The sequence below is a fragment of the Halobellus limi genome (assembly GCF_004799685.1).
Lineage (GTDB): Archaea > Halobacteriota > Halobacteria > Halobacteriales > Haloferacaceae > Haloquadratum > Haloquadratum limi.
In genome coordinates, this window is the sequence record NZ_CP031311.1 from 683,248 (window position 1) to 699,893 (window position 16,646).

Annotated in this window: 18 protein-coding genes and 1 pseudogene; 12 read left to right on the top strand and 7 right to left on the bottom strand. The window is 67.2% G+C overall.

What is annotated here, in order from left to right; translation table 11 throughout:
* Positions 1–4: 4 nt before the first annotated feature.
* The 3 genes and pseudogenes from DV707_RS03525 to DV707_RS03535 all read right to left on the bottom strand — a co-directional run bounded on the left by DV707_RS03525 (position 5) and on the right by DV707_RS03535 (position 3,088).
* Complete coding sequence (locus DV707_RS03525; protein WP_103990589.1) at positions 5–790, bottom strand: hypothetical protein; 786 nt, start codon at positions 788–790, stop codon at positions 5–7.
* Positions 759–1,939, bottom strand: a pseudogene (locus DV707_RS03530) (tubulin/FtsZ family protein). The gene DV707_RS03525 and the pseudogene DV707_RS03530 overlap by 32 nt, the downstream one beginning before the upstream one ends.
* Positions 1,940–2,158: 219 nt before the next feature.
* Positions 2,159–3,088 (bottom strand): complex I NDUFA9 subunit family protein, encoded by a 930-nt coding sequence (locus tag DV707_RS03535; RefSeq protein ID WP_103990587.1) that lies wholly within the window; start codon positions 3,086–3,088, stop codon positions 2,159–2,161.
* Between the two features lie 145 nt (positions 3,089–3,233).
* Here DV707_RS03535 and DV707_RS03540 point away from each other — a divergent pair, with 145 nt between their 5' ends.
* The 4 genes from DV707_RS03540 to tmk all read left to right on the top strand — a co-directional run bounded on the left by DV707_RS03540 (position 3,234) and on the right by tmk (position 6,683).
* The gene (locus DV707_RS03540) at positions 3,234–4,301 is read left to right on the top strand and encodes a metal ABC transporter substrate-binding protein (RefSeq protein WP_103990586.1); all 1,068 of its coding nucleotides are present in this window, start codon (positions 3,234–3,236) and stop codon (positions 4,299–4,301) included.
* Positions 4,301–5,038: a metal ABC transporter ATP-binding protein gene (locus DV707_RS03545; protein WP_103990585.1), complete on the top strand. Its 738-nt coding sequence runs from the start codon at positions 4,301–4,303 to the stop codon at positions 5,036–5,038. The genes DV707_RS03540 and DV707_RS03545 overlap by 1 nt, the downstream gene beginning before the upstream one ends.
* Entirely contained in the window at positions 5,038–6,003 is a 966-nt protein-coding gene (locus tag DV707_RS03550) for a metal ABC transporter permease (RefSeq protein WP_103990584.1), read from the top strand. The genes DV707_RS03545 and DV707_RS03550 overlap by 1 nt, the downstream gene beginning before the upstream one ends.
* Before the next feature lie 74 nt (positions 6,004–6,077).
* Entirely contained in the window at positions 6,078–6,683 is a 606-nt protein-coding gene (gene tmk / locus DV707_RS03555) for a dTMP kinase (RefSeq protein ID WP_103990583.1), read from the top strand.
* 88 nt (positions 6,684–6,771) lie between these two features.
* On the opposite strand, the gene DV707_RS03560 is transcribed toward tmk, so the two are convergent.
* Both DV707_RS03560 and DV707_RS03565 read right to left on the bottom strand, forming a co-directional pair.
* Positions 6,772–7,092 (bottom strand): hypothetical protein, encoded by a 321-nt coding sequence (locus DV707_RS03560; RefSeq protein WP_103990582.1) that lies wholly within the window; start codon positions 7,090–7,092, stop codon positions 6,772–6,774.
* Between the two features lie 142 nt (positions 7,093–7,234).
* On the bottom strand, positions 7,235–7,465 hold the full coding sequence (locus tag DV707_RS03565; RefSeq protein ID WP_103990581.1) for an Lrp/AsnC family transcriptional regulator: 231 nt from the start codon (positions 7,463–7,465) through the stop codon (positions 7,235–7,237).
* Between the two features lie 146 nt (positions 7,466–7,611).
* On the opposite strand from DV707_RS03565, the gene DV707_RS03570 reads away from it, so the two are divergent.
* Positions 7,612–8,301: a potassium channel family protein gene (locus DV707_RS03570; RefSeq protein ID WP_103990580.1), complete on the top strand. Its 690-nt coding sequence runs from the start codon at positions 7,612–7,614 to the stop codon at positions 8,299–8,301.
* The gene (locus tag DV707_RS03575) at positions 8,301–8,531 is read left to right on the top strand and encodes an Lrp/AsnC ligand binding domain-containing protein (RefSeq protein WP_103990579.1); all 231 of its coding nucleotides are present in this window, start codon (positions 8,301–8,303) and stop codon (positions 8,529–8,531) included. Before DV707_RS03570 ends, DV707_RS03575 begins: the two co-directional genes overlap by 1 nt.
* Positions 8,532–8,664: 133 nt before the next feature.
* Here DV707_RS03575 and DV707_RS03580 read toward each other — a convergent pair whose 3' ends face one another.
* Positions 8,665–9,177, bottom strand: a complete 513-nt coding sequence (locus DV707_RS03580; RefSeq protein ID WP_103990578.1) for a DUF5813 family protein — start codon at positions 9,175–9,177, stop codon at positions 8,665–8,667.
* A gap of 346 nt (positions 9,178–9,523) precedes the next feature.
* On the opposite strand from DV707_RS03580, the gene DV707_RS03585 reads away from it, so the two are divergent.
* Positions 9,524–9,901 (top strand): 30S ribosomal protein S8e, encoded by a 378-nt coding sequence (locus tag DV707_RS03585; RefSeq protein ID WP_103990577.1) that lies wholly within the window; start codon positions 9,524–9,526, stop codon positions 9,899–9,901.
* A gap of 22 nt (positions 9,902–9,923) precedes the next feature.
* Here the strand turns inward: DV707_RS03585 and DV707_RS03590 are convergent, their stop codons facing one another.
* Positions 9,924–10,925 carry a phosphate signaling complex PhoU family protein gene (locus DV707_RS03590; protein WP_103990576.1) on the bottom strand — a complete coding sequence of 334 codons (1,002 nt, stop codon included), beginning with the start codon at positions 10,923–10,925 and terminating at the stop codon, positions 9,924–9,926.
* Between the two features lie 361 nt (positions 10,926–11,286).
* Here DV707_RS03590 and DV707_RS03595 point away from each other — a divergent pair, with 361 nt between their 5' ends.
* From DV707_RS03595 to phoU, 5 genes are all read left to right on the top strand, one after another.
* A complete protein-coding gene (locus tag DV707_RS03595) occupies positions 11,287–12,342 on the top strand; it encodes a PstS family phosphate ABC transporter substrate-binding protein (RefSeq protein ID WP_103990575.1) in 1,056 nt (351 codons plus the stop codon).
* A 60-nt stretch (positions 12,343–12,402) separates the two neighbouring features.
* Positions 12,403–13,362: a phosphate ABC transporter permease subunit PstC gene (gene pstC, locus DV707_RS03600; RefSeq protein WP_103990574.1), complete on the top strand. Its 960-nt coding sequence runs from the start codon at positions 12,403–12,405 to the stop codon at positions 13,360–13,362.
* Position 13,363: 1 nt separating this feature from the next.
* Complete coding sequence (gene pstA / locus DV707_RS03605; RefSeq protein WP_103990573.1) at positions 13,364–15,019, top strand: phosphate ABC transporter permease PstA; 1,656 nt, start codon at positions 13,364–13,366, stop codon at positions 15,017–15,019.
* Positions 15,020–15,126: 107 nt separating this feature from the next.
* Positions 15,127–15,939 carry a phosphate ABC transporter ATP-binding protein PstB gene (pstB, locus tag DV707_RS03610; protein WP_235010748.1) on the top strand — a complete coding sequence of 271 codons (813 nt, stop codon included), beginning with the start codon at positions 15,127–15,129 and terminating at the stop codon, positions 15,937–15,939.
* Between the two features lie 6 nt (positions 15,940–15,945).
* Complete coding sequence (gene phoU, locus DV707_RS03615; RefSeq protein WP_103990571.1) at positions 15,946–16,623, top strand: phosphate signaling complex protein PhoU; 678 nt, start codon at positions 15,946–15,948, stop codon at positions 16,621–16,623.
* The last annotated feature ends 23 nt before the right edge of the window (positions 16,624–16,646 follow it).

The following is a 16,646-nucleotide window of genomic DNA, read 5'->3' on the forward strand; positions in this document are numbered from 1 at the left end:
GGGATCAGCCGAGTTTGTCGTGGCCCGACTGCTGTGAGCGCCAGTAGAGGAACCCGCCGACGAGGAGGCCCACGACCACCAGCCCGCCCACGGCGTAGAGGATGAGCTGCATCCGCTGGTTCGACTGCTGGGTCTGCTGGGCGCGCTCTTCGGCCTGTCCGGCGAGATCGGTCGCGAGGCCGAATTCCTCGCCGTCGTACGCTTCGATCGCGTTCCCGAGCCGACGCTCGGCCTCGTCGTCGCTCACCTCTTCGACGGTCGAGGCGGCGTCGTCGATCGCGTTCCGGGCGTCACGGCTCTCCTGGGTGTAGTGCGTGGCGGTCCAGGTGTCGATCTCGTTTGTCGAGCCGCCCTCGCGGGTCTGTTCGAGCGCCATCACCGTGAACGACTGCGGCGGTTCGTACGCGTAGTCGTCCACCTGCGGGACCGTCCCGGTCACGCGGATCTCGACCTCGCTAGTGCCGTCGTCGGCGACGACCCCCGCGCCGGAGAACGACTGCCCGTCGTAGGACTCCTGGCCGACCTTCGCGCCGGTCTGATCGTAGTAGACGACCGTCCACGTCACGTCCGTGAGTTCGGTGCTCCCCGCGAGCGTCCACTCCTCCAGCGAGGGGTTCTGGTACAACTCGGTCAGCGTGGCTGTTGCGGTGACCTCGGTTCCGACCTCGGCGTCGCTGGTGACGGTCGAGTCGCCGACCGAAACGGCGGCGGCGGGGACCGTCGCGACGGAGAGGACGAAAAGACAGGCCAGCGCGAGCTTAGAAAAGCGACTCCAGCTCGTCTTCGTCATCGTTTACTAGGTTCTCCAGGTTGTCTTCGCTCTCCTCTCGGATGTCGTCGATGTTCTCTTGCGCCTCGATGGCGACCTGCTGTAGCTCCTTGATCCGCGGGACGTTCGTCACGCCGGAGAGGAGAATGACGGACGCGACCTTCCCGGAGTCTCTGATCGGGTAGTCGCCGCCGCGGACCTCCATACTGCCGGTCTGCTCTTCGATCCACTTGCGACCGCGCTCTATTCCCTTCCGGTTCAGGTGCTGGGAGGGGCCGGCCATCACGAGCAGGGCGCGTTCGGCGCCTTCGATCTCACAGGGGAGCGTGAGACGGCCCAGCGCGGCCTTGCGGACGAGCGAGGTGATCCGGTTGGTCGTGTGGGCGGTGTCGAGTTCGTTCTCCTCGTTGCCGCCGGTGATCCGAGAGAGCAGGCCGCCGCCGGAGGAGTCGTTCTCCACGGTCTCGGAGGCGTACCCGACCGTCGAGACGCCGCCGCCGGCGAGGGTGTTGATGATCTCCGAGGAGTCGACGACGCTCTCGGCGACCTCGCCGCCCTGCCCGATCTCGCCCGCCCCGAACAGGACGCCGAAGCGGGTGACGATCTCCTCGTTGATCTCGTCGTAGCCGCCCTGCACCGACTCGCCGGTCTTCCGCCAGGCGTCGTTGTCGAAGACGAGGAGGTTGTCGACCTCCCGAACGAACGTCTGGAACGACCGCGCCGCGTTCAGCGTGTAGATCCCCCCTCGTCGCTGCCGGGCAGGACCCCCAGTCCGTACACCGGCTCCGTGTAGATCCGCTGGAGGTGTTTCGCGAGCACGGGCGAGCCGCCGCTGCCGGTGCCGCCGCCGAGTCCGGCGACGACGAGGAACGCGTCGATCTCGTGGACCGGGATGCTGTCGATCGCCCCCTGGACCTCGTCGATGTCTTCCTCGGCCACCTCGGCGCCGAGTTCGTTGTCGGCCCCGACGCCGTGACCCTTCACGCGAGACTGACCGATGAGGACCCGCTGGTCCTTCGGGATGTGTTCCAGTCCCATCAGGTCGGCCTTCGCCGTGTTGACCGCCACGGCCGCGCGGACGATCCCCGAGTCGTGGCGTTTGTCGTATTCGACGAATTTGTCGACGATCTTTCCCCCGGCCTGCCCGAAACCGATCATTGCAAGCTTCATGTATCGGGTCCCCTCGCCATTGCGTGTAACCCAGTGCAAACGCGGACATAAACCTTGTGATGGTGCGAAACGTCCGTAAGGAAGTCCATACCGGAATAACCGCACGACAGCGCCGGGGTCTTAATCGGTCATTAGAACCCGCTTCCCACGAAGCGGCGCTCTATTTCTCAGGATTTATATTTGCAACCGGGCCGTCGACACGGTCCCGACTCACCCGGTTCAGTCCGACGTCGCCGCCGCGCTCCCCGCGCCCGCCTCGCCGACCCGTCCGTTCAGGTACGACTTCAGCGTCGTCAGTTCGCCCACGCCCACACCGAAGGCGTCGACGTCGTTGTCGTCGGTGACGTTGTCGAACTGCAGCGACCGGTACTGGTCTTTCCCCATCGGGAACCCCGGCACGAGGTCGCCGATGCTGAGTCCGATCTTGGCCAGCCCCATCGGCACGGGCACGACCGTCGTCGACCGGCCGTCGGACTTGTGGATCATCCGTGCGATCTCCGCGAGCGTGAGTTTGTCGGGACCGCCGACCTCGTAGATCTCCCCGACGTGTTTCTCGTCCTCGATCGCGTCCGCCAACATCGGCACGAGGTCGCCGACCCAGATCGGCTGGAACCGGGTCTTGCCGCCCCCCGGAAGCGCGCTGACGTACGGGGGTGCGAGCAGTTTCGTGAAGGAGACGAACTCCCCGCCGTCGCCGAAGACGACCGAGGGGCGGAAGATCGTGTAGTCGAGGACGGACTCGGTGACGATCTCTTCGGCCTCGCCCTTCGAGCGGATGTACGCCGTCGGCCCGTCCGGGTCGGCTCCGAGCGCGCTCATCTGGACGAACCGGTCGACGTCGTGCTTCTCGGCGGCGCGGACGACGTGCTCGGTTCCCCTCCGGTGGATCTCGTCGTGCATCTTGTCGCCGCCGCTGGGTTTGAAGAGCGGCGACAGCGCGACCAGGTTGTACACCGCGTCCTTCCCCTCGAACGCCTCGCGGATGGAGCCGTACTCCCTGACGTTACCCATCACTTTGTTGACTCCTTTCGGGAGGTCGTCGCTGCCGGGACTCCGCGACAGCGCCGTCACGTCGTGGCCCCGGCGCTTCAACTCGCCACAGAGGGTGCTTCCGATGAATCCGCTTCCGCCGACGACAAGTACTTTCATACCCGTGATATCTCTCCGTGCCGACGTAAAGCTAACTGCCGATCAGATTCCGCGCCGGCCCTTCGGTCTCGTCCGAATCGGTTATTATCTCCATCGCGTTCACGATGGCAAAGTTATTATAACTAAGCAATATATTATTAAACAGATGGAGACAACAAGACGTCGGCTGCTCGCGACGGCAGCGGGGGTGGCCGCGCTGGGTGCCGGCGCCGGCTGCGTCGGCGGAGCGACGACCGGCGACGACTCGGAAGCCGGGCGAGCCACCGTACGGTCCTCGTTTTTCGTGTTCGGAGACGTCACGGCGAACGTCGCGGGCGACGCCGCGGCGACCGAACTGCTCGTTCCGGTCGGACAGCACGGGCACGGGTGGGAGCCCGGACCGCGGGTCCGCGAAGCGATCCACGACGCCGCGCTGTTCGTTCACGGGCCGGTCGGTTTCCAGCCGTGGGTCGACGACGTCCTCGGCGACCTCGCCGCCGACGGTTCGGACGTGGCGACCGTCGACGTGACGAGCGGAGTCGACCTGCTGTCGGCCGACGGCGCTCACGACCACTCGGATCAGCACGAGCACGGGACGGACGAGCACGACGAGGAACACGCCGAAGCCGACTACGGCAGGGACCACACCCAGGACGATCACGAGGATCACACCCAAGACGATCACGAGGACCACAATCGCGGAATCGACCCGCACTTCTGGATGGACCCGCTCCGACTCGGAGCATCGGTTGGAACCGTCCGCGACGCGCTATCGGAGATCGATCCCGAGAACGCCGGGACGTACGCCGGGAACGCCGAGTCGTTCCGTTCGGGTGTCGAGGATTTCCACGAACGGCTGGAATCGACGGTCGACGAGGCGTCGAGAGACGTCGTCCTCGTGGCCGGCCACAACTCGCTCCGGTACTTCGGCGACCGCTACGGCGTCGAGGTCGAAGCGCTGACGAACGTCTCTCCCGACGACCGTCCGACGCCGCGGGACATCGAGCGCGCGCAGACGGTCATCGATCGGCACGACCTGCGGTACGTCTGCGCGGACCCGCTGGAATCCCGGCGGGCCGCGGAGCAACTCGTCGCGGAGACCGACGCGGAGGCGGTGCTGCCGCTGACCTCGATGCCGGGACTGACGGACGAGTGGGAGACCGAGGAGTGGGGGTATCTCGACGTGATGCGCAACGTGAACCTCCCGACGTTGGAACGCGCGCTGGAGGCCTGATGGCCGCGATCGACGTCCGAGACGTCACGTTCGGATACGCCGGACGGTCGGTCGTCGAGGACGTCTCCTTCGAGGTCGAGGCGGGGGCGTTCCTGGGACTGGTCGGGCCGAACGGGTCGGGCAAGACGACCCTCCTGGAGCTGATGATCGGGCTCCGGCGACCGGATCGCGGGACCGTCTCGCTGTTCGGCGTTCCCGCCGCCGAGTTCGACGAGGGCGAGCGGATCGGCTACGTCCCCCAGGACGTCGCGAACGCCGACGAGGCGATGCCGATCACCGTCTCGGAGGTCGTCCGGATGGGGCGGTACCCGCGGCGGCTCTTCGGGCGGTTCTCCGAGGCGGACCGCCGCGCGGTCGAGGCCGCGATGGAGCGCGTCGGGATCGCGGACCTGGCCGACCGACGCGTCGGCCGCCTCTCGGGCGGCCAGCGCCAGCGGGTGTTCATCGCTCGCGCGCTCGCCGGCGAGGCCGACCTCCTGGCGCTGGACGAACCGACCACCGGCGTCGACGCCGAGTCCCGCGAGTCGTTCTACGAACTCCTCCACGAACTGAACGCCGGGGGGATCACGGTCGTGCTGATCGAACACGACATCGGCGTCGTCACGACCCACGCCTCCGAGGTCGCGTGTCTCAACCGCGAGCTCTACTTCCACGGCAGCCCCGAGGCGTTCGTCGAGACCGACGCCCTGGCCGAGGCCTACGGCGGGAGCCAACACGTCGTCCACCACGACCACTGATGGTCTCCGCTTCACCGCTTCCGGCCCTCGCACTCCCGACGTCCGCGGACGCCCACGTCGCGCTCGCGGCCTCCCTCGACCGGGCGGTCGACCTCGTCCTCGACGACGTCTGGGGGACGGCGCTGGATCTACTCGCCGCTGCGACCGGAATCGAGATCCTCGCCTCGCCGTTCATGCAGCGGGCCTACCTGGCGGCGGTCTGCATCGCCGTCATCGGCCCGCTCGTCGGGAGCTTCCTGGTCCACCGCGAGATGGCGATGATCGGCGACACGCTGGCGCACTCGGCGTTCGCCGGCGTCGCGGCCGGGCTGTTCGTCAACGGCGTCTTCGCGCTGACGGTCCCGCCGCTCCTGACCGCGCTCGTCGTCGCCGCCGCCGCCGCGCTGGCCGTCCAGGCGCTCGTCGACCACGCCGGCACGTACCGCGACACCTCGCTCGCGATCGTTCTCACCGGGTCGTTCGCCGTCGGGAGCGTGCTCGTGACGGCGACCGACGGCGGGATCGCGGTCGGCATCAACGCGTACCTCTTCGGGTCGCTCGCGACCGTCTCCAGGGCGAACGCCGCGGTCCTCCTGGCGATGAGCGTCGCCGTCGGCGGCGTCGTCGCCGTCGCGTACCGCCCGCTCGCCTACGTGACGTTCGACGAGGTCGGCGCCCGCGCCGCCGGCCTCGACGTCACCCGCTACACCCGGTTGCTCGCGGTCCTGACCGCCGCCGTCGTCGTCGCCGCGATGCAGATCATGGGCGTCATCCTCGTCGCCGCGATGCTCGTGATCCCGGTCGCGGCGGCGACGCCGGTCCGCGGGTTCAAGCGCTCGATCGCCGCGGCGGTCGGGGCCGGACTCCTCTCGACGGTCGCCGGCGTCACGCTGTCGTACTGGTACGACGTCGCCGCCGGCGGAGCGATCGTCCTCGTCGCGATCGGCGTCTACGGGCTCTCGAAGGCCGCCTCGCGGACCGGGTAGCCGCGGGTGGAACGGCGCAAACGGACGCCGCCGACTCCGAGGAGTTTTAACGCTCCTTCCCGCCACCTCGAAGCATGCTCCTCACGCTGGAGGGACTGGACGGCAGCGGGAAGACCACGGCCTGGGAGGCCCTCGAAGACGAGTACTCCGAGGCGACCTTCACCCGCGAGCCGACCGACTCGTGGTACGGCGACGCCGTCGAGCGGTCGATGCGCGACGACGACGCCGACCCGCTCGCCGAACTCTTCCTTTTCACCGCCGACCACGCCGATCACCTCTCGCGGGTCGTCCGACCGGCGCTCGCCGAGGGCGACGTGGTGATCTCCGACCGCTACACCGACTCGCGGTTCGCCTACCAAGCGGCGTCGCTCTCGGAGTCGTATCTCAGCGGCGCGCGCGACCCGCTGCAGTACATCCAGGAGATCCACGGCGTCTTCTCGCACCCGCCGGACGCGACGATCTACCTCGACGTCGACCCCGAGACCGCGGCCGCCAGGGCCGGCGCGACCAACAAGTTCGAGCGCGCGGCGTACCTCGAACGGGTCCGGGAAAACTACGAACGGCTCATCGAGGCCGACCCCGAGCGCTTCGTCCGCGTCGACGCGACGCGGCCGCTCACCGAGGTCGTCGACGTCGTCGGCGACCACGTCGAACGGCTGGTCGGCGACGAGTTGTCGTAGGCGACCCGGACAGTCGGCGGCGGAACGGGCTGGTGTCTCTCAGGGTCCATCGACCGTTTTCCACTCAGATCCGATCGACTGTTCCCTCTCAGGTCCGATCGGGCAGATCGATCTCCTCTGGCGGCGGGACGTACAGGGTATCGATGGTGAACCCGAGCGCCAGCGGGAGTCCGACGGCCGCCCCCAGAAGCGCCGTCCCGCCGAGGTTCAATCCCGCACCGATCGGGAACACGCCGAAGAAGACGAGCGTCGTCACGAGGAGGACCACGGGGATGATCGCGAACGAGTAGATCACGTAGCCCCACTGGGTCTTCAGCCGAAGCCGGAAGAACCGGGTGAGGACCGCCGCGAACAGGGTGTGGACCACGAGCACCGCTCCGAACAGGACGAGTCCGACGACCGAGGCCATACCGGCGGTAGGGGTGCGGAGGACTTTACGGGTTCGGCTCCGGTGCCGCGCCGACGCCCGTCATACTAATTACTCTCACTTTTCACCGTCGAGCGCCGGCAACGGGGTGGCGCTCGGCGGGAAGAGACGAGAGTACCCGGTCTCAGTCCATCGCGATGTAGGTCTTCGTGTCGGTGACGCCGGTCAGTCCCTGAATGTCGCTCGCCGACGCGTTCAGCACCTCGTAGACCTCCTCGGCGTCGGTCTCCGCGATGATGTCGTACGCGCCCGCGACGACGTGCGCCTCGGTGACGTTCGCGAGTCCCCGGACGGAGTCGACGAGCTGCTCGGACTTCCCCGGGCCGGTCTTCACCATAATGAACGCGTGCACCATACTACCACGGTACGCGGTACCGTTTCAAAGTGTTTGCGCCGACCCAGCGCGGTCGGCAGTTCGGACCGCCCGGTCCGGCCGGGGCGCAGGTACCTCACGGACGTTCCGGAGAAACATTATTCACGCCCGCCGGCGTACGGCACTGTATGCGGTTCGTTATCATTGGTGCAGGTCGCGTCGGACTCCGGACCGCCCGGGTTCTCAGAGACGAGGGGCACCAGGTCACGCTCGTCGAACTGGACCGCGACCGGGTGGAACGCGCCCGCGAGGCCGGCTTCGAGGTGGTCCACGGCGACGGGTCGCTGGAGGACGTCCTCTCGGAGGCGGGCATCGAGGACGCCGACGGCCTGGGGGCGCTCACGAGCGACCTGAACGTGAACTTCGCGGCGTGTTCGATCGCCAAACACCACCGGACGTGGACGGTGCTCCGCGTCGACGAGGACTACCGAGAGGAGGTCTACGAGAAGTACGCCGACGAGGTCGACGAGGTGGTCTACCCCGAGCGGCTGGGCGCGATCGGCGCGAAGAACGCGCTCCTCGGCGGTTCGATCCACGCCATCGCCGACGTCGCCCAGCACCTCCAGGTGGTCCTGATGACCGTCACCGAGCAGTCGCCGATGCGCGGCTACACCATCGAGGAGGTGGCGCTCCCGGCGAACTCCCGGATCGTCGCGTTCGGGAAGGCCGACGAGCCGATGGGGCTGCCGCTGTCGGACGACTCCCTCGAGGTCGGGGACCGACTCGCCGTCCTCGCCGACTTCGACGTCCTCGAGGAGGTCAGACAGCTCATCGTCGGCGAGACGCTCGCTCCCGAACCGGAGGGAGGTGCGGCCTGATGGTCACCGCCTACGTGATGGTGAAGGCCTCGACCGGCGACGTCGACCGGCTGAAATCGGAGATGGAGGCCGTCGACGGCGGCGTCGAGTCCATCAGCGTCGTCGCGGGCGACATCGACTACATCGTGAAGGTCCGCGTCGACACTCCGGGCGACGTCAAGGACATCGCCACGGCGATCCACGAGATGGCCGGCATCGAGAACACCCAGACGTACATCGCGATGGACTGAGACCGGGTACTCTCACTTCGCACCGCCGAGTGCAACCTCCTTTACGGCGTTCGGCGGGGAGAGACGAGGGTAATCGGTATGAGACGGTCGACGATCGCTTTCGTCCCGGCGCGGCGCGCGGCCGGCGACGTTTTCAAAGCGGCGTCCCGCCCCGACTGCCGCCCGCGGCGTCGGCCGCCTGCTGGATGAGATCCGTCACCGGTTCGGTGTACTCGTACCCGGGGATGACGCCCTCGACGTACGTCCCCTCGACGTACTCGACGACCGCGACCGCGTCGTCGGCGGCGCGTTTCGCGTCGAGGTCGGACAGTTCCACGCGAACGACCGCCTCCTCTCCCGTCCGTTCGACCTCGACGCCGACGTCGTCGCTCCCGCGGAGCACGCCGTCGACGTCTTCCACTCGGAGCGCGAACGTGTCGAACCAGCCGTCCTCGACGACGGGCGCGACCCGATCGGCCGTGACCGCGTCGAGCATCGGGACGCGGACGGCGACAGAGAACGTCGCGTACCCGTCCGCCGAGCCGACCTCGACGTCCGCGTCGAACACCGTCGTCGCGACCGCGTAGCGGTCGTCGTCTCTCGGTTCGAGCGATTCGTGGCTGTCGGCGGCGCGCCGGGCGCGCTCGACGGCGTCACTCCCGCTCATCTGGACTCACTCATTGGGGAACGGAGGGGCCACGGCGACAAAAACGTCTCGCGTGACGGAGGACCGACCGCGGATTTTCCGGAAACTTCTGACCGGGTACGGCACGTTTAAGTACATTCCACCCATTCGCTCAAGTGACGCTTCGTCTGGAGGGCCGAAGCGTCAGCGGGGACCAATTCAGGGCGGCAGCGGCCGTCCGGGCCGTTCCCGGACGGCTGCTTCCTTTTCCGCGACCCGACGACGATGAGCCGCGCGGCCGTCGCTTCCGTTCTCCCGCGTGAGACGAGGGGGATCGCCGCGCCGCCACTCCGTGCGATTCAAGTACTCACCCGGCCAGTTACCCCGTATGCAGGACCAAGGACGTTCCAAGCGGAAGCGCACCGGCGGTCGACGCCGGCGCTCGCACAAGAAGACCCGCCACCAGCTCGGCCGACAGCCCGCCGAGACCACCGTCGGCGAACCCCGGTTCCAGGTCATCGACTCCCGCGGCAACAACGAGAAGGTGCGCGCGCTCTCGGCGAACACCGCGCAGGTTGCCACCGACGGCGAGGTCGCCGAGGCGACGATCGAGAACGTGGTCGAAAACCCGGCGAACGTCAACTACGTCCGCCGGAACATCATCACGAAGGGCGCGGTCATCGAGACGTCGGAGGGGCGCGCCCGCGTGACGTCCCGCCCCGGCCAGACCGGTCAGGTCAACGCCGTCCTCGTCGACGACGAGTAACTCGTTCTCTCTCGATCTCGACTCACGGCGTCGGCGCGGCCTTCTGCAACGCCGTCTCCGCGATGTTCCCGCCGTAGTCGGCGCTCCGCGACACCGAATCGACGATGAGTCCGAGGAGCTGCGCGCGTGCGGGGTCAAGATCACGAAGCAGTTCGTCGATCTTCCGCGCGCGTTCGTCGATCACCTGGACGGACTCGCGGGCCTCGTTCGCCAGCCGGGTGGCCTCGTCGCTGTCGTCCGCGAGCAGCGCGTCCATCCCGTCGTCGATGATCGTCCGGGCCTCCTCGTGCAGTTCCGCGAGCGCGTCGACGACCTCCTCGGGGATCGGCTTCTCGAACTCCAGGGTGAGGTGGGCGATCTTCGTCGCGTGGTCGGCGACGCGTTCGAGCTGGCGCGCCGCGGACTGGTAGTCGAAGCAGACCTCGCGGGGCAGGCCGAGTTCCTCGGCGGCCTTCGGCGTCCGGAGCGTGGCGCGGAAGATGCGGGAGACGACCATCCACAGCCGGTCGACGTCGTCGTCGCGCTGGATCACGTCCCGTGCCATATCGGTGTCGAGTTCGGCGAGCGCCTCGACCGCGTCCGAGAGCATCGACAGCGCGATGAGCCGCATCCGTCTGACGGCGGTGTGGATCGACAGTTCGGCCGAATCGAGCAGGTCGCGGATGACCACCGTATCGCGGGTCTCTTCTAGGACTTCGAGCCCGACGAGACTCTGGGTCGCCTGCCGGATCGTCCGCCGCTGATCGGTCGTGATCCGAGAGCTTTCGAGGGTGATGATGTCGAAGCCGCTGACGTACATCGTCATCACCGCGCGCGTCAGTTCGTCACCGGTGAGGTCGGTCACGTCGAGGCTCCCCTCGGTCCGCTCGTCCCCGTTCGTCGGTGCCAGGAACAGCGAGTCCCCCTCCGGGTAGAACTCGACGACGCTTCCGGCCGAGACGTCGTTCTCCGTCGCCCACTCTTTCGGAATGGAGACCGTGAACGTCGAGCCCCCGGTGACCTGAACTTTCCGCGTTTCCACCATACGAGGCCGTAGCGATCATCGGAATATAAATTTGGCTATTACTATATAGCAACCGGCACGAGACGGTCGACTTCGGTCCCGAACACGTTGAGCCGCTGAGATATGTACCCGAAAGTCTCACCGGGCGAAATCGGGCATCGACTCTGCGATCTCCTAGAGCGAAAGCAATTGGACTAATGTGGGACTTTCACCGATCAAAGATCGAATAACCGATCTATCATCGGCTGTTTTGAACACTACTGTTTCCCTGCGGCGCACGCCAGAGAGCAATTGATCTATCTCCGGTCGAGTATTGTCTGGTATTTTTTCTATATAGTTATATTAGTAGCGGTTTTATTCTAACTACGGATACGGAGAGGTAATGACGCGGCAATCCGAACGCAACAGTCGTTTCTCACGTCGTGAGTTCCTCGCAGCCACCGGCGGTCTGGGCGTCGCCGGCCTGGCGGGCTGTACGCAGGACAACCCGAGCGGCGACGCGACCGACGAGCCGACGGAAGCCGGTTCGGACGGTTCCGGCTCGGGCGGGGACGGCGGGTCCGACGGACTCTCGGGAGACATCTCGATCGCCGGGTCGTCGACGGTGTTCCCGCTCGCCAGCGCGATGGCCGAGCGGTTCGAAGAGCAGCACAGCGACGTCAGTATCAGCCTCCAGTCGACGGGCTCGGGCGGCGGCTTCGCGAACTACTTCTGTACGGGACAGACCGACTTCAACAACGCCTCGCGGCCGATCCAGCCCGAGGAGGAAGAACAGTGCGGGGGCAACGACGTCGAGCCGGTCGAACTGAAGGTCGCGACCGACGCGCTCACCGTGATCGTCAACAACGACAACGACTTCCTCGGCGACGGGCTCACCGTCGAGCAGCTCAACGAGATCTGGTCGGCGGAGTCGCCGCCGGAGACGTGGGCGGACGTCAACTCCGAGTGGCCCGACGAGCCCCTGGAGCTGTACGGCCCCTCGGACGCGTCGGGGACGTACGACTACTTCCACGAGACGGTCATCGGCGAGGAGGGCGGGCATCGCCAGGACTACTCTCCGACCGAGCAGGACCGGACGATCATCCAGGGCGTCGCCGGCTCCGAGTACGCGATGGGGTATCTCGGCTTCGCGTACTACAGCCAGAACCAGGACACGGTACAGGCCGTCCCGATCAAAGACGGCGAGGGCGACTACGTCGAGCCGTCGCTCGACACCGCGCTGTCGGGGGAGTACACGCCCCTCTCGCGGCCGCTCTTCACCTACCCCAAGGTGTCCGCGCTCGAAGAGGAGCACATCGCGGAGTTCGCGCGCTTCTGGATCGAAAACTCGACGAGCGAGTCGATCGTCGCCGACGAGGTCGGCTACGTCCCGCTCAGCGAGGACGAGCGCGACGAGATGCTCGAGAAGATAGACAGCGCGGTCGGCGGATCGGCCTGAGCCGCTTTCCGGAGGACTCACCGCACTGACTGACTGACACGCCACTGAAACAATGACCACATGAGCACGGACGAACTGACGACGGACATCACGAAACAGACGGAAAACTCCCCGCGAGAGCTACTGACGCGCACGTTCTTCTTCCTGTGCGCCGCGCTCTCGATCGTGACGACGATCAGCATCGTCGCCCTCCTGGTGACCGAGGCGGCGAGGTTCTTCTCGCTCACGGCACCGCTCCTGGGCGTCACCGGTCCGACCGCGTCGATCGTCGACTTCCTCACCGGGACGACCTGGAACATCAACAGCGGCGAGTTCGGCGTCCTCACGCTCGTCTCGGCGACGGTGATGATCACGCTCGGATCGGCCGTCATCGCCATCCCGCTCGGCGTCGCGACGGCGATCTACCTCAGCGAGTACGCCAGCGAGCGCGCCCGGTCGCTGCTCAAACCCGCGCTTGAGATCCTCGCTGGCGTCCCGACGGTCGTCTACGGCTTCTTCGCGCTCATCTACATCACGCCGGCGCTCTCGGTGGTCCTCCCGAGCATCGGGACGTTCAATATGCTGTCTGCGAGCATCGTCGTCGGGATTATGATCATCCCGATGGTCGCCTCGATCAGCGAGGACGCGATGTCGGCGGTGCCGGACGAACTCCGGCAGGCCGGCTACGGGATGGGCGCGACGAAGTTCGACGTCGCGACCGGGATCGTGGTCCCGGCGGCGCTCTCGGGCATCTTCTCCTCGTTCATCCTCGCGCTCTCGCGGGCCATCGGCGAGACGATGGCCGTCACGATCGCCGCCGGGTCGCGGGCGCAGTTCCTCAACCCCGTCAACCCCGCCTCGTTCCTCGAGGGGTCGCTCCCGATGACCGCCGCGATGGTGCAACTGCTCCTCGGCGACATCACCGGCGGGGGCCTCGCCTACCGGAGCCTGTTCGCGATCGGGCTCGTCCTCTTCGTCATCACGCTCGTCATGAACGTCATAAGCGACTTCGTCGCCCAGCGCTACCGGGAGGAGTACTGAGATGGCAGCCGAAACCGACACCGGGGCGATCGAGGGCTTCGGACAGGTCAGCCGCACGGTCGGCACCGTCTTCCGCTATCTGCTGCTCGCGGCGACGATGTTCGGCATCGTGATGCTGGCGGTCCTGCTGCTCTACGTCGCCAACGACGCGATCCGGCCGCTCACGGCCGACCCCGGCTGGTACCTGGCGTTCTTCCTCGCGCTCGTCGTCCCGACGGCCCTCGCGGGCTGGACCGTGCGCCGTCGCGACCCCGCGGCGCTCACCTTCGGGGCCTTTCTCGTCGGGACGCTCGTCGTCTCACTGATGTTCAGCGGTGGCGTGGCGCTCCTCGTGATCGACGTCGTTCCGCCGCTCGTCGCCCTGGCGTTCGCGATCGGCCTCGTCGTCCCCCTCGCCGCGACGATCGGCCTCACCCGCTACGCTCACCGGATCCCGTTTACGACCCGGCTCGCGGCGACGACGGCGGTCTTCTACCTCTCGCTGTTCGGCCTCCCCGGGCCGATCGGCGACGCCGTCGGCGCGCCACGGGTCCTCCCGAGCCTCGTCGCGTTCGTCCAGTCGATCCCGGTCATTCCGGTCGACTGGATGATGGTCACGGCCGTCGTCGGCGGCGCGTCGGCGGCGGCGACCGGCGCCTACGTCTCCGGCGTCCGCGACACGTCGGCCGGGCTGTACGCGGCCGGCGCGGCCCTCGCGGCGAGCGCCGTCGCCGGCGCCGCCGGGCCGCTCGTCGGCGTCGACTCGGTCCCGGCGGTCGTGATCACGGCCGTCGCGTTCGTCCCGACGGGCGCCTACGCCTGGCGCGGGGCGTTCACCGAGGAGGGCTCCCCGCTCGGCCTCGCCTTCGCGGCGACGGTCGTCGGCGGCGCGCTCCTCGGAGCCGTCGCGGTCGATGCCCTCGGGTTCGCCGGGCCGCAGTCGTGGGTCGACTGGGGATTCCTGACGAGCGCTCACAGCGGGACCGCCGAGAGCGCGGGGCTGTACCCCGCCATCGGCGGGTCGATCCTCCTGATGACGACGGTCGCCGCGCTGTCGTTCCCCGTGGGCGTCGGCGCGGCGGTCTACCTGGAGGAGTACGCCGGCGACAACGCGCTCACGCGGTTCGTCGACGTCAACATCTCGAACCTCGCGGGGGTCCCCTCCGTGGTGTACGGGCTGCTCGGCCTGGGCGTGTTCGTGACGTACCTCGGGCGCTCGGCCGGGACGGTCCTCGTCGGCGGCGCGACGCTCGCGCTTCTCATCCTCCCGATCGTCATCATCTCCGCGCGGGAGGCGATCCGCTCTGTCCCCTCCGATATGCGGCAGGCCTCCTACGGGATGGGCGCGACGCGCTGGCAGACGGTCAAGAACGTGGTGCTCCCCGAGGCGTTCCCCGGCATCCTCACCGGGACGATCCTCGCGCTGGGGCGGGCCATCGGCGAGACGGCGCCGCTCATCATGATCGGCGCGCCGAACGTCGTGTTCAACCTCCCCACCGCGCTCGGCTCGAAGGTGAGCGCGATGCCGCTGCAGGTGTACGCGTGGTCCAGTCTCTTCGCCAGCGAGGACTTCTACACGAAGGCGGTCCCCGCCGGCGTCGTCGTGCTTCTCGCCGTCCTCCTGGCGATGAACTCGGTCGCGATCGTGCTGCGGAACAAGTTCGAGCGAACACAGTGAGTCAGAACCCAACGAGCCAGATCCCAATGAGCCAGAACTCAACGAGCAAACAGAATCGGAACGAACCGGCGGAGAGAGACGAGTCGGCGGATCCGACCGCAGACGGGATGAACATCCAGACGGACGTCAGCGGAAGCGTCGACGCCTCCTCGGGCGGGTCGTGGACGCGCGACACCGTCGTCCGCGCGGAGCACATCGACGTCTGGTACGACGACGACCAGGCGCTCTCGGACATCACGATGGAGATCCCCGAACAGAGCGTCACCGCGATGGTCGGTCCCTCGGGGTGTGGCAAGTCGACGTTTCTCCGCTGCATCAATCGGATGAACGACCTCATCGACAGCGCCCGCGTCGAGGGCGACCTCTACCTCCGCGGGAAGAACGTCTACGACGACGACGTCGACCCCGTGGCGCTGCGACGAAGGGTGGGGATGGTCTTCCAGAAGCCGAACCCGTTCCCGAAGAGCATCCGCGACAACGTCACCTACGGGTTGAAGATCCAGGACAAAGAGGGCGATTACGACGCGATCGTCGAGGAGTCGCTGAAGCGCGCCGCGCTGTGGGACGAGGTGAAGGACCAACTCGACGAGTCGGGGCTGGAACTCTCCGGCGGCCAGCAGCAGCGGCTCTGCATCGCCCGCGCCATCGCGCCCGACCCGGAGGTCCTCCTGATGGACGAACCCGCCTCCGCGCTCGACCCGGTGGCGACCTCACAGATCGAGGACCTCATCGAGGAACTCGCCGAGGACTACACGGTCGTCATCGTCACGCACAACATGCAGCAGGCCGCCCGCATCTCCGATCAGACCGCGGTCTTCCTGACCGGCGGGGAGCTCGTCGAGTTCGACGACACCCAGAAGATCTTCGAGAACCCCGAGAGCCAGCGGGTCGAAGACTACATCACCGGGAAGTTCGGGTAATACAGTATGCCAAGACAAGAATACCAGGAGTCCCTCTCGAACCTCCGCGACGACGTCCTCTACATGAGCGAAGTCGTCGCCGAGCGGCTTCGGCTCGGACTCGACGCGCTCGAACAGAAGGACCGAGAACTCGCCGAGGAGGTCGTCGGCGGCGACGACGAGGTGAACCAGATGTACCTCGACCTGGAGAGCGACTGCGTCGACCTGATCGCGCTGCAGCAACCCGTCGCCTCCGACCTCCGCTTCATCGCGGCGTCGTTCAAGATCATCACCGACCTCGAACGGATCGGCGACCTCGCGGTCAACCTCGCACAGTACGCGATGGACGCCGACCGGGACGTCTTCCCGGAGGTCGACGTCCAGCAGATCGGCGTCGAGACGCTGAACATGCTCGAGTCCGCGATGGCCGCCTACGCGAACGACGACTCCGAGGCGTGCTACGCCGTCGCCGAGCGCGACGACGACCTCGACGCGATGTGCGAGGCCGCGAGTTCGACCGTCGTCCGCGACCTCATCGAACACGACCCGTTCGGCGAGGACGACGCCGACGCGGAGTCGTACCTCCAGGACATCTCACGACTCCTGCTTACGGTCCGCGACCTCGAACGCGTCGGCGATCACGCGGTCAACATCGCCGCGCGTGCGCTGTATATGATCGAGGACGACGCCGAACTGCTGTACTGATCGCCGTCGACCTGGTCACTGTC

Excerpts from the sequence above, each read along its gene's own strand:
- DV707_RS03525 (WP_103990589.1), bottom strand. The coding sequence starts at position 790 with ATGACGAAGACGAGCTGGAGTCGCTTTTCTAAGCTCGCGCTGGCCTGT.
- DV707_RS03535 (WP_103990587.1), bottom strand. The coding sequence starts at position 3,088 with ATGAAAGTACTTGTCGTCGGCGGAAGCGGATTCATCGGAAGCACCCTC.
- DV707_RS03540 (WP_103990586.1), top strand. The coding sequence starts at position 3,234 with ATGGAGACAACAAGACGTCGGCTGCTCGCGACGGCAGCGGGGGTGGCC.
- DV707_RS03545 (WP_103990585.1), top strand. The coding sequence starts at position 4,301 with ATGGCCGCGATCGACGTCCGAGACGTCACGTTCGGATACGCCGGACGG.
- DV707_RS03550 (WP_103990584.1), top strand. The coding sequence starts at position 5,038 with ATGGTCTCCGCTTCACCGCTTCCGGCCCTCGCACTCCCGACGTCCGCG.
- tmk (WP_103990583.1), top strand. The coding sequence starts at position 6,078 with ATGCTCCTCACGCTGGAGGGACTGGACGGCAGCGGGAAGACCACGGCC.
- DV707_RS03560 (WP_103990582.1), bottom strand. The coding sequence starts at position 7,092 with ATGGCCTCGGTCGTCGGACTCGTCCTGTTCGGAGCGGTGCTCGTGGTC.
- DV707_RS03565 (WP_103990581.1), bottom strand. The coding sequence starts at position 7,465 with ATGGTGCACGCGTTCATTATGGTGAAGACCGGCCCGGGGAAGTCCGAG.
- DV707_RS03570 (WP_103990580.1), top strand. The coding sequence starts at position 7,612 with ATGCGGTTCGTTATCATTGGTGCAGGTCGCGTCGGACTCCGGACCGCC.
- DV707_RS03575 (WP_103990579.1), top strand. The coding sequence starts at position 8,301 with ATGGTCACCGCCTACGTGATGGTGAAGGCCTCGACCGGCGACGTCGAC.
- DV707_RS03580 (WP_103990578.1), bottom strand. The coding sequence starts at position 9,177 with ATGAGCGGGAGTGACGCCGTCGAGCGCGCCCGGCGCGCCGCCGACAGC.
- DV707_RS03585 (WP_103990577.1), top strand. The coding sequence starts at position 9,524 with ATGCAGGACCAAGGACGTTCCAAGCGGAAGCGCACCGGCGGTCGACGC.
- DV707_RS03590 (WP_103990576.1), bottom strand. The coding sequence starts at position 10,925 with ATGGTGGAAACGCGGAAAGTTCAGGTCACCGGGGGCTCGACGTTCACG.
- DV707_RS03595 (WP_103990575.1), top strand. The coding sequence starts at position 11,287 with ATGACGCGGCAATCCGAACGCAACAGTCGTTTCTCACGTCGTGAGTTC.
- pstC (WP_103990574.1), top strand. The coding sequence starts at position 12,403 with ATGAGCACGGACGAACTGACGACGGACATCACGAAACAGACGGAAAAC.
- pstA (WP_103990573.1), top strand. The coding sequence starts at position 13,364 with ATGGCAGCCGAAACCGACACCGGGGCGATCGAGGGCTTCGGACAGGTC.
- pstB (WP_235010748.1), top strand. The coding sequence starts at position 15,127 with ATGAACATCCAGACGGACGTCAGCGGAAGCGTCGACGCCTCCTCGGGC.
- phoU (WP_103990571.1), top strand. The coding sequence starts at position 15,946 with ATGCCAAGACAAGAATACCAGGAGTCCCTCTCGAACCTCCGCGACGAC.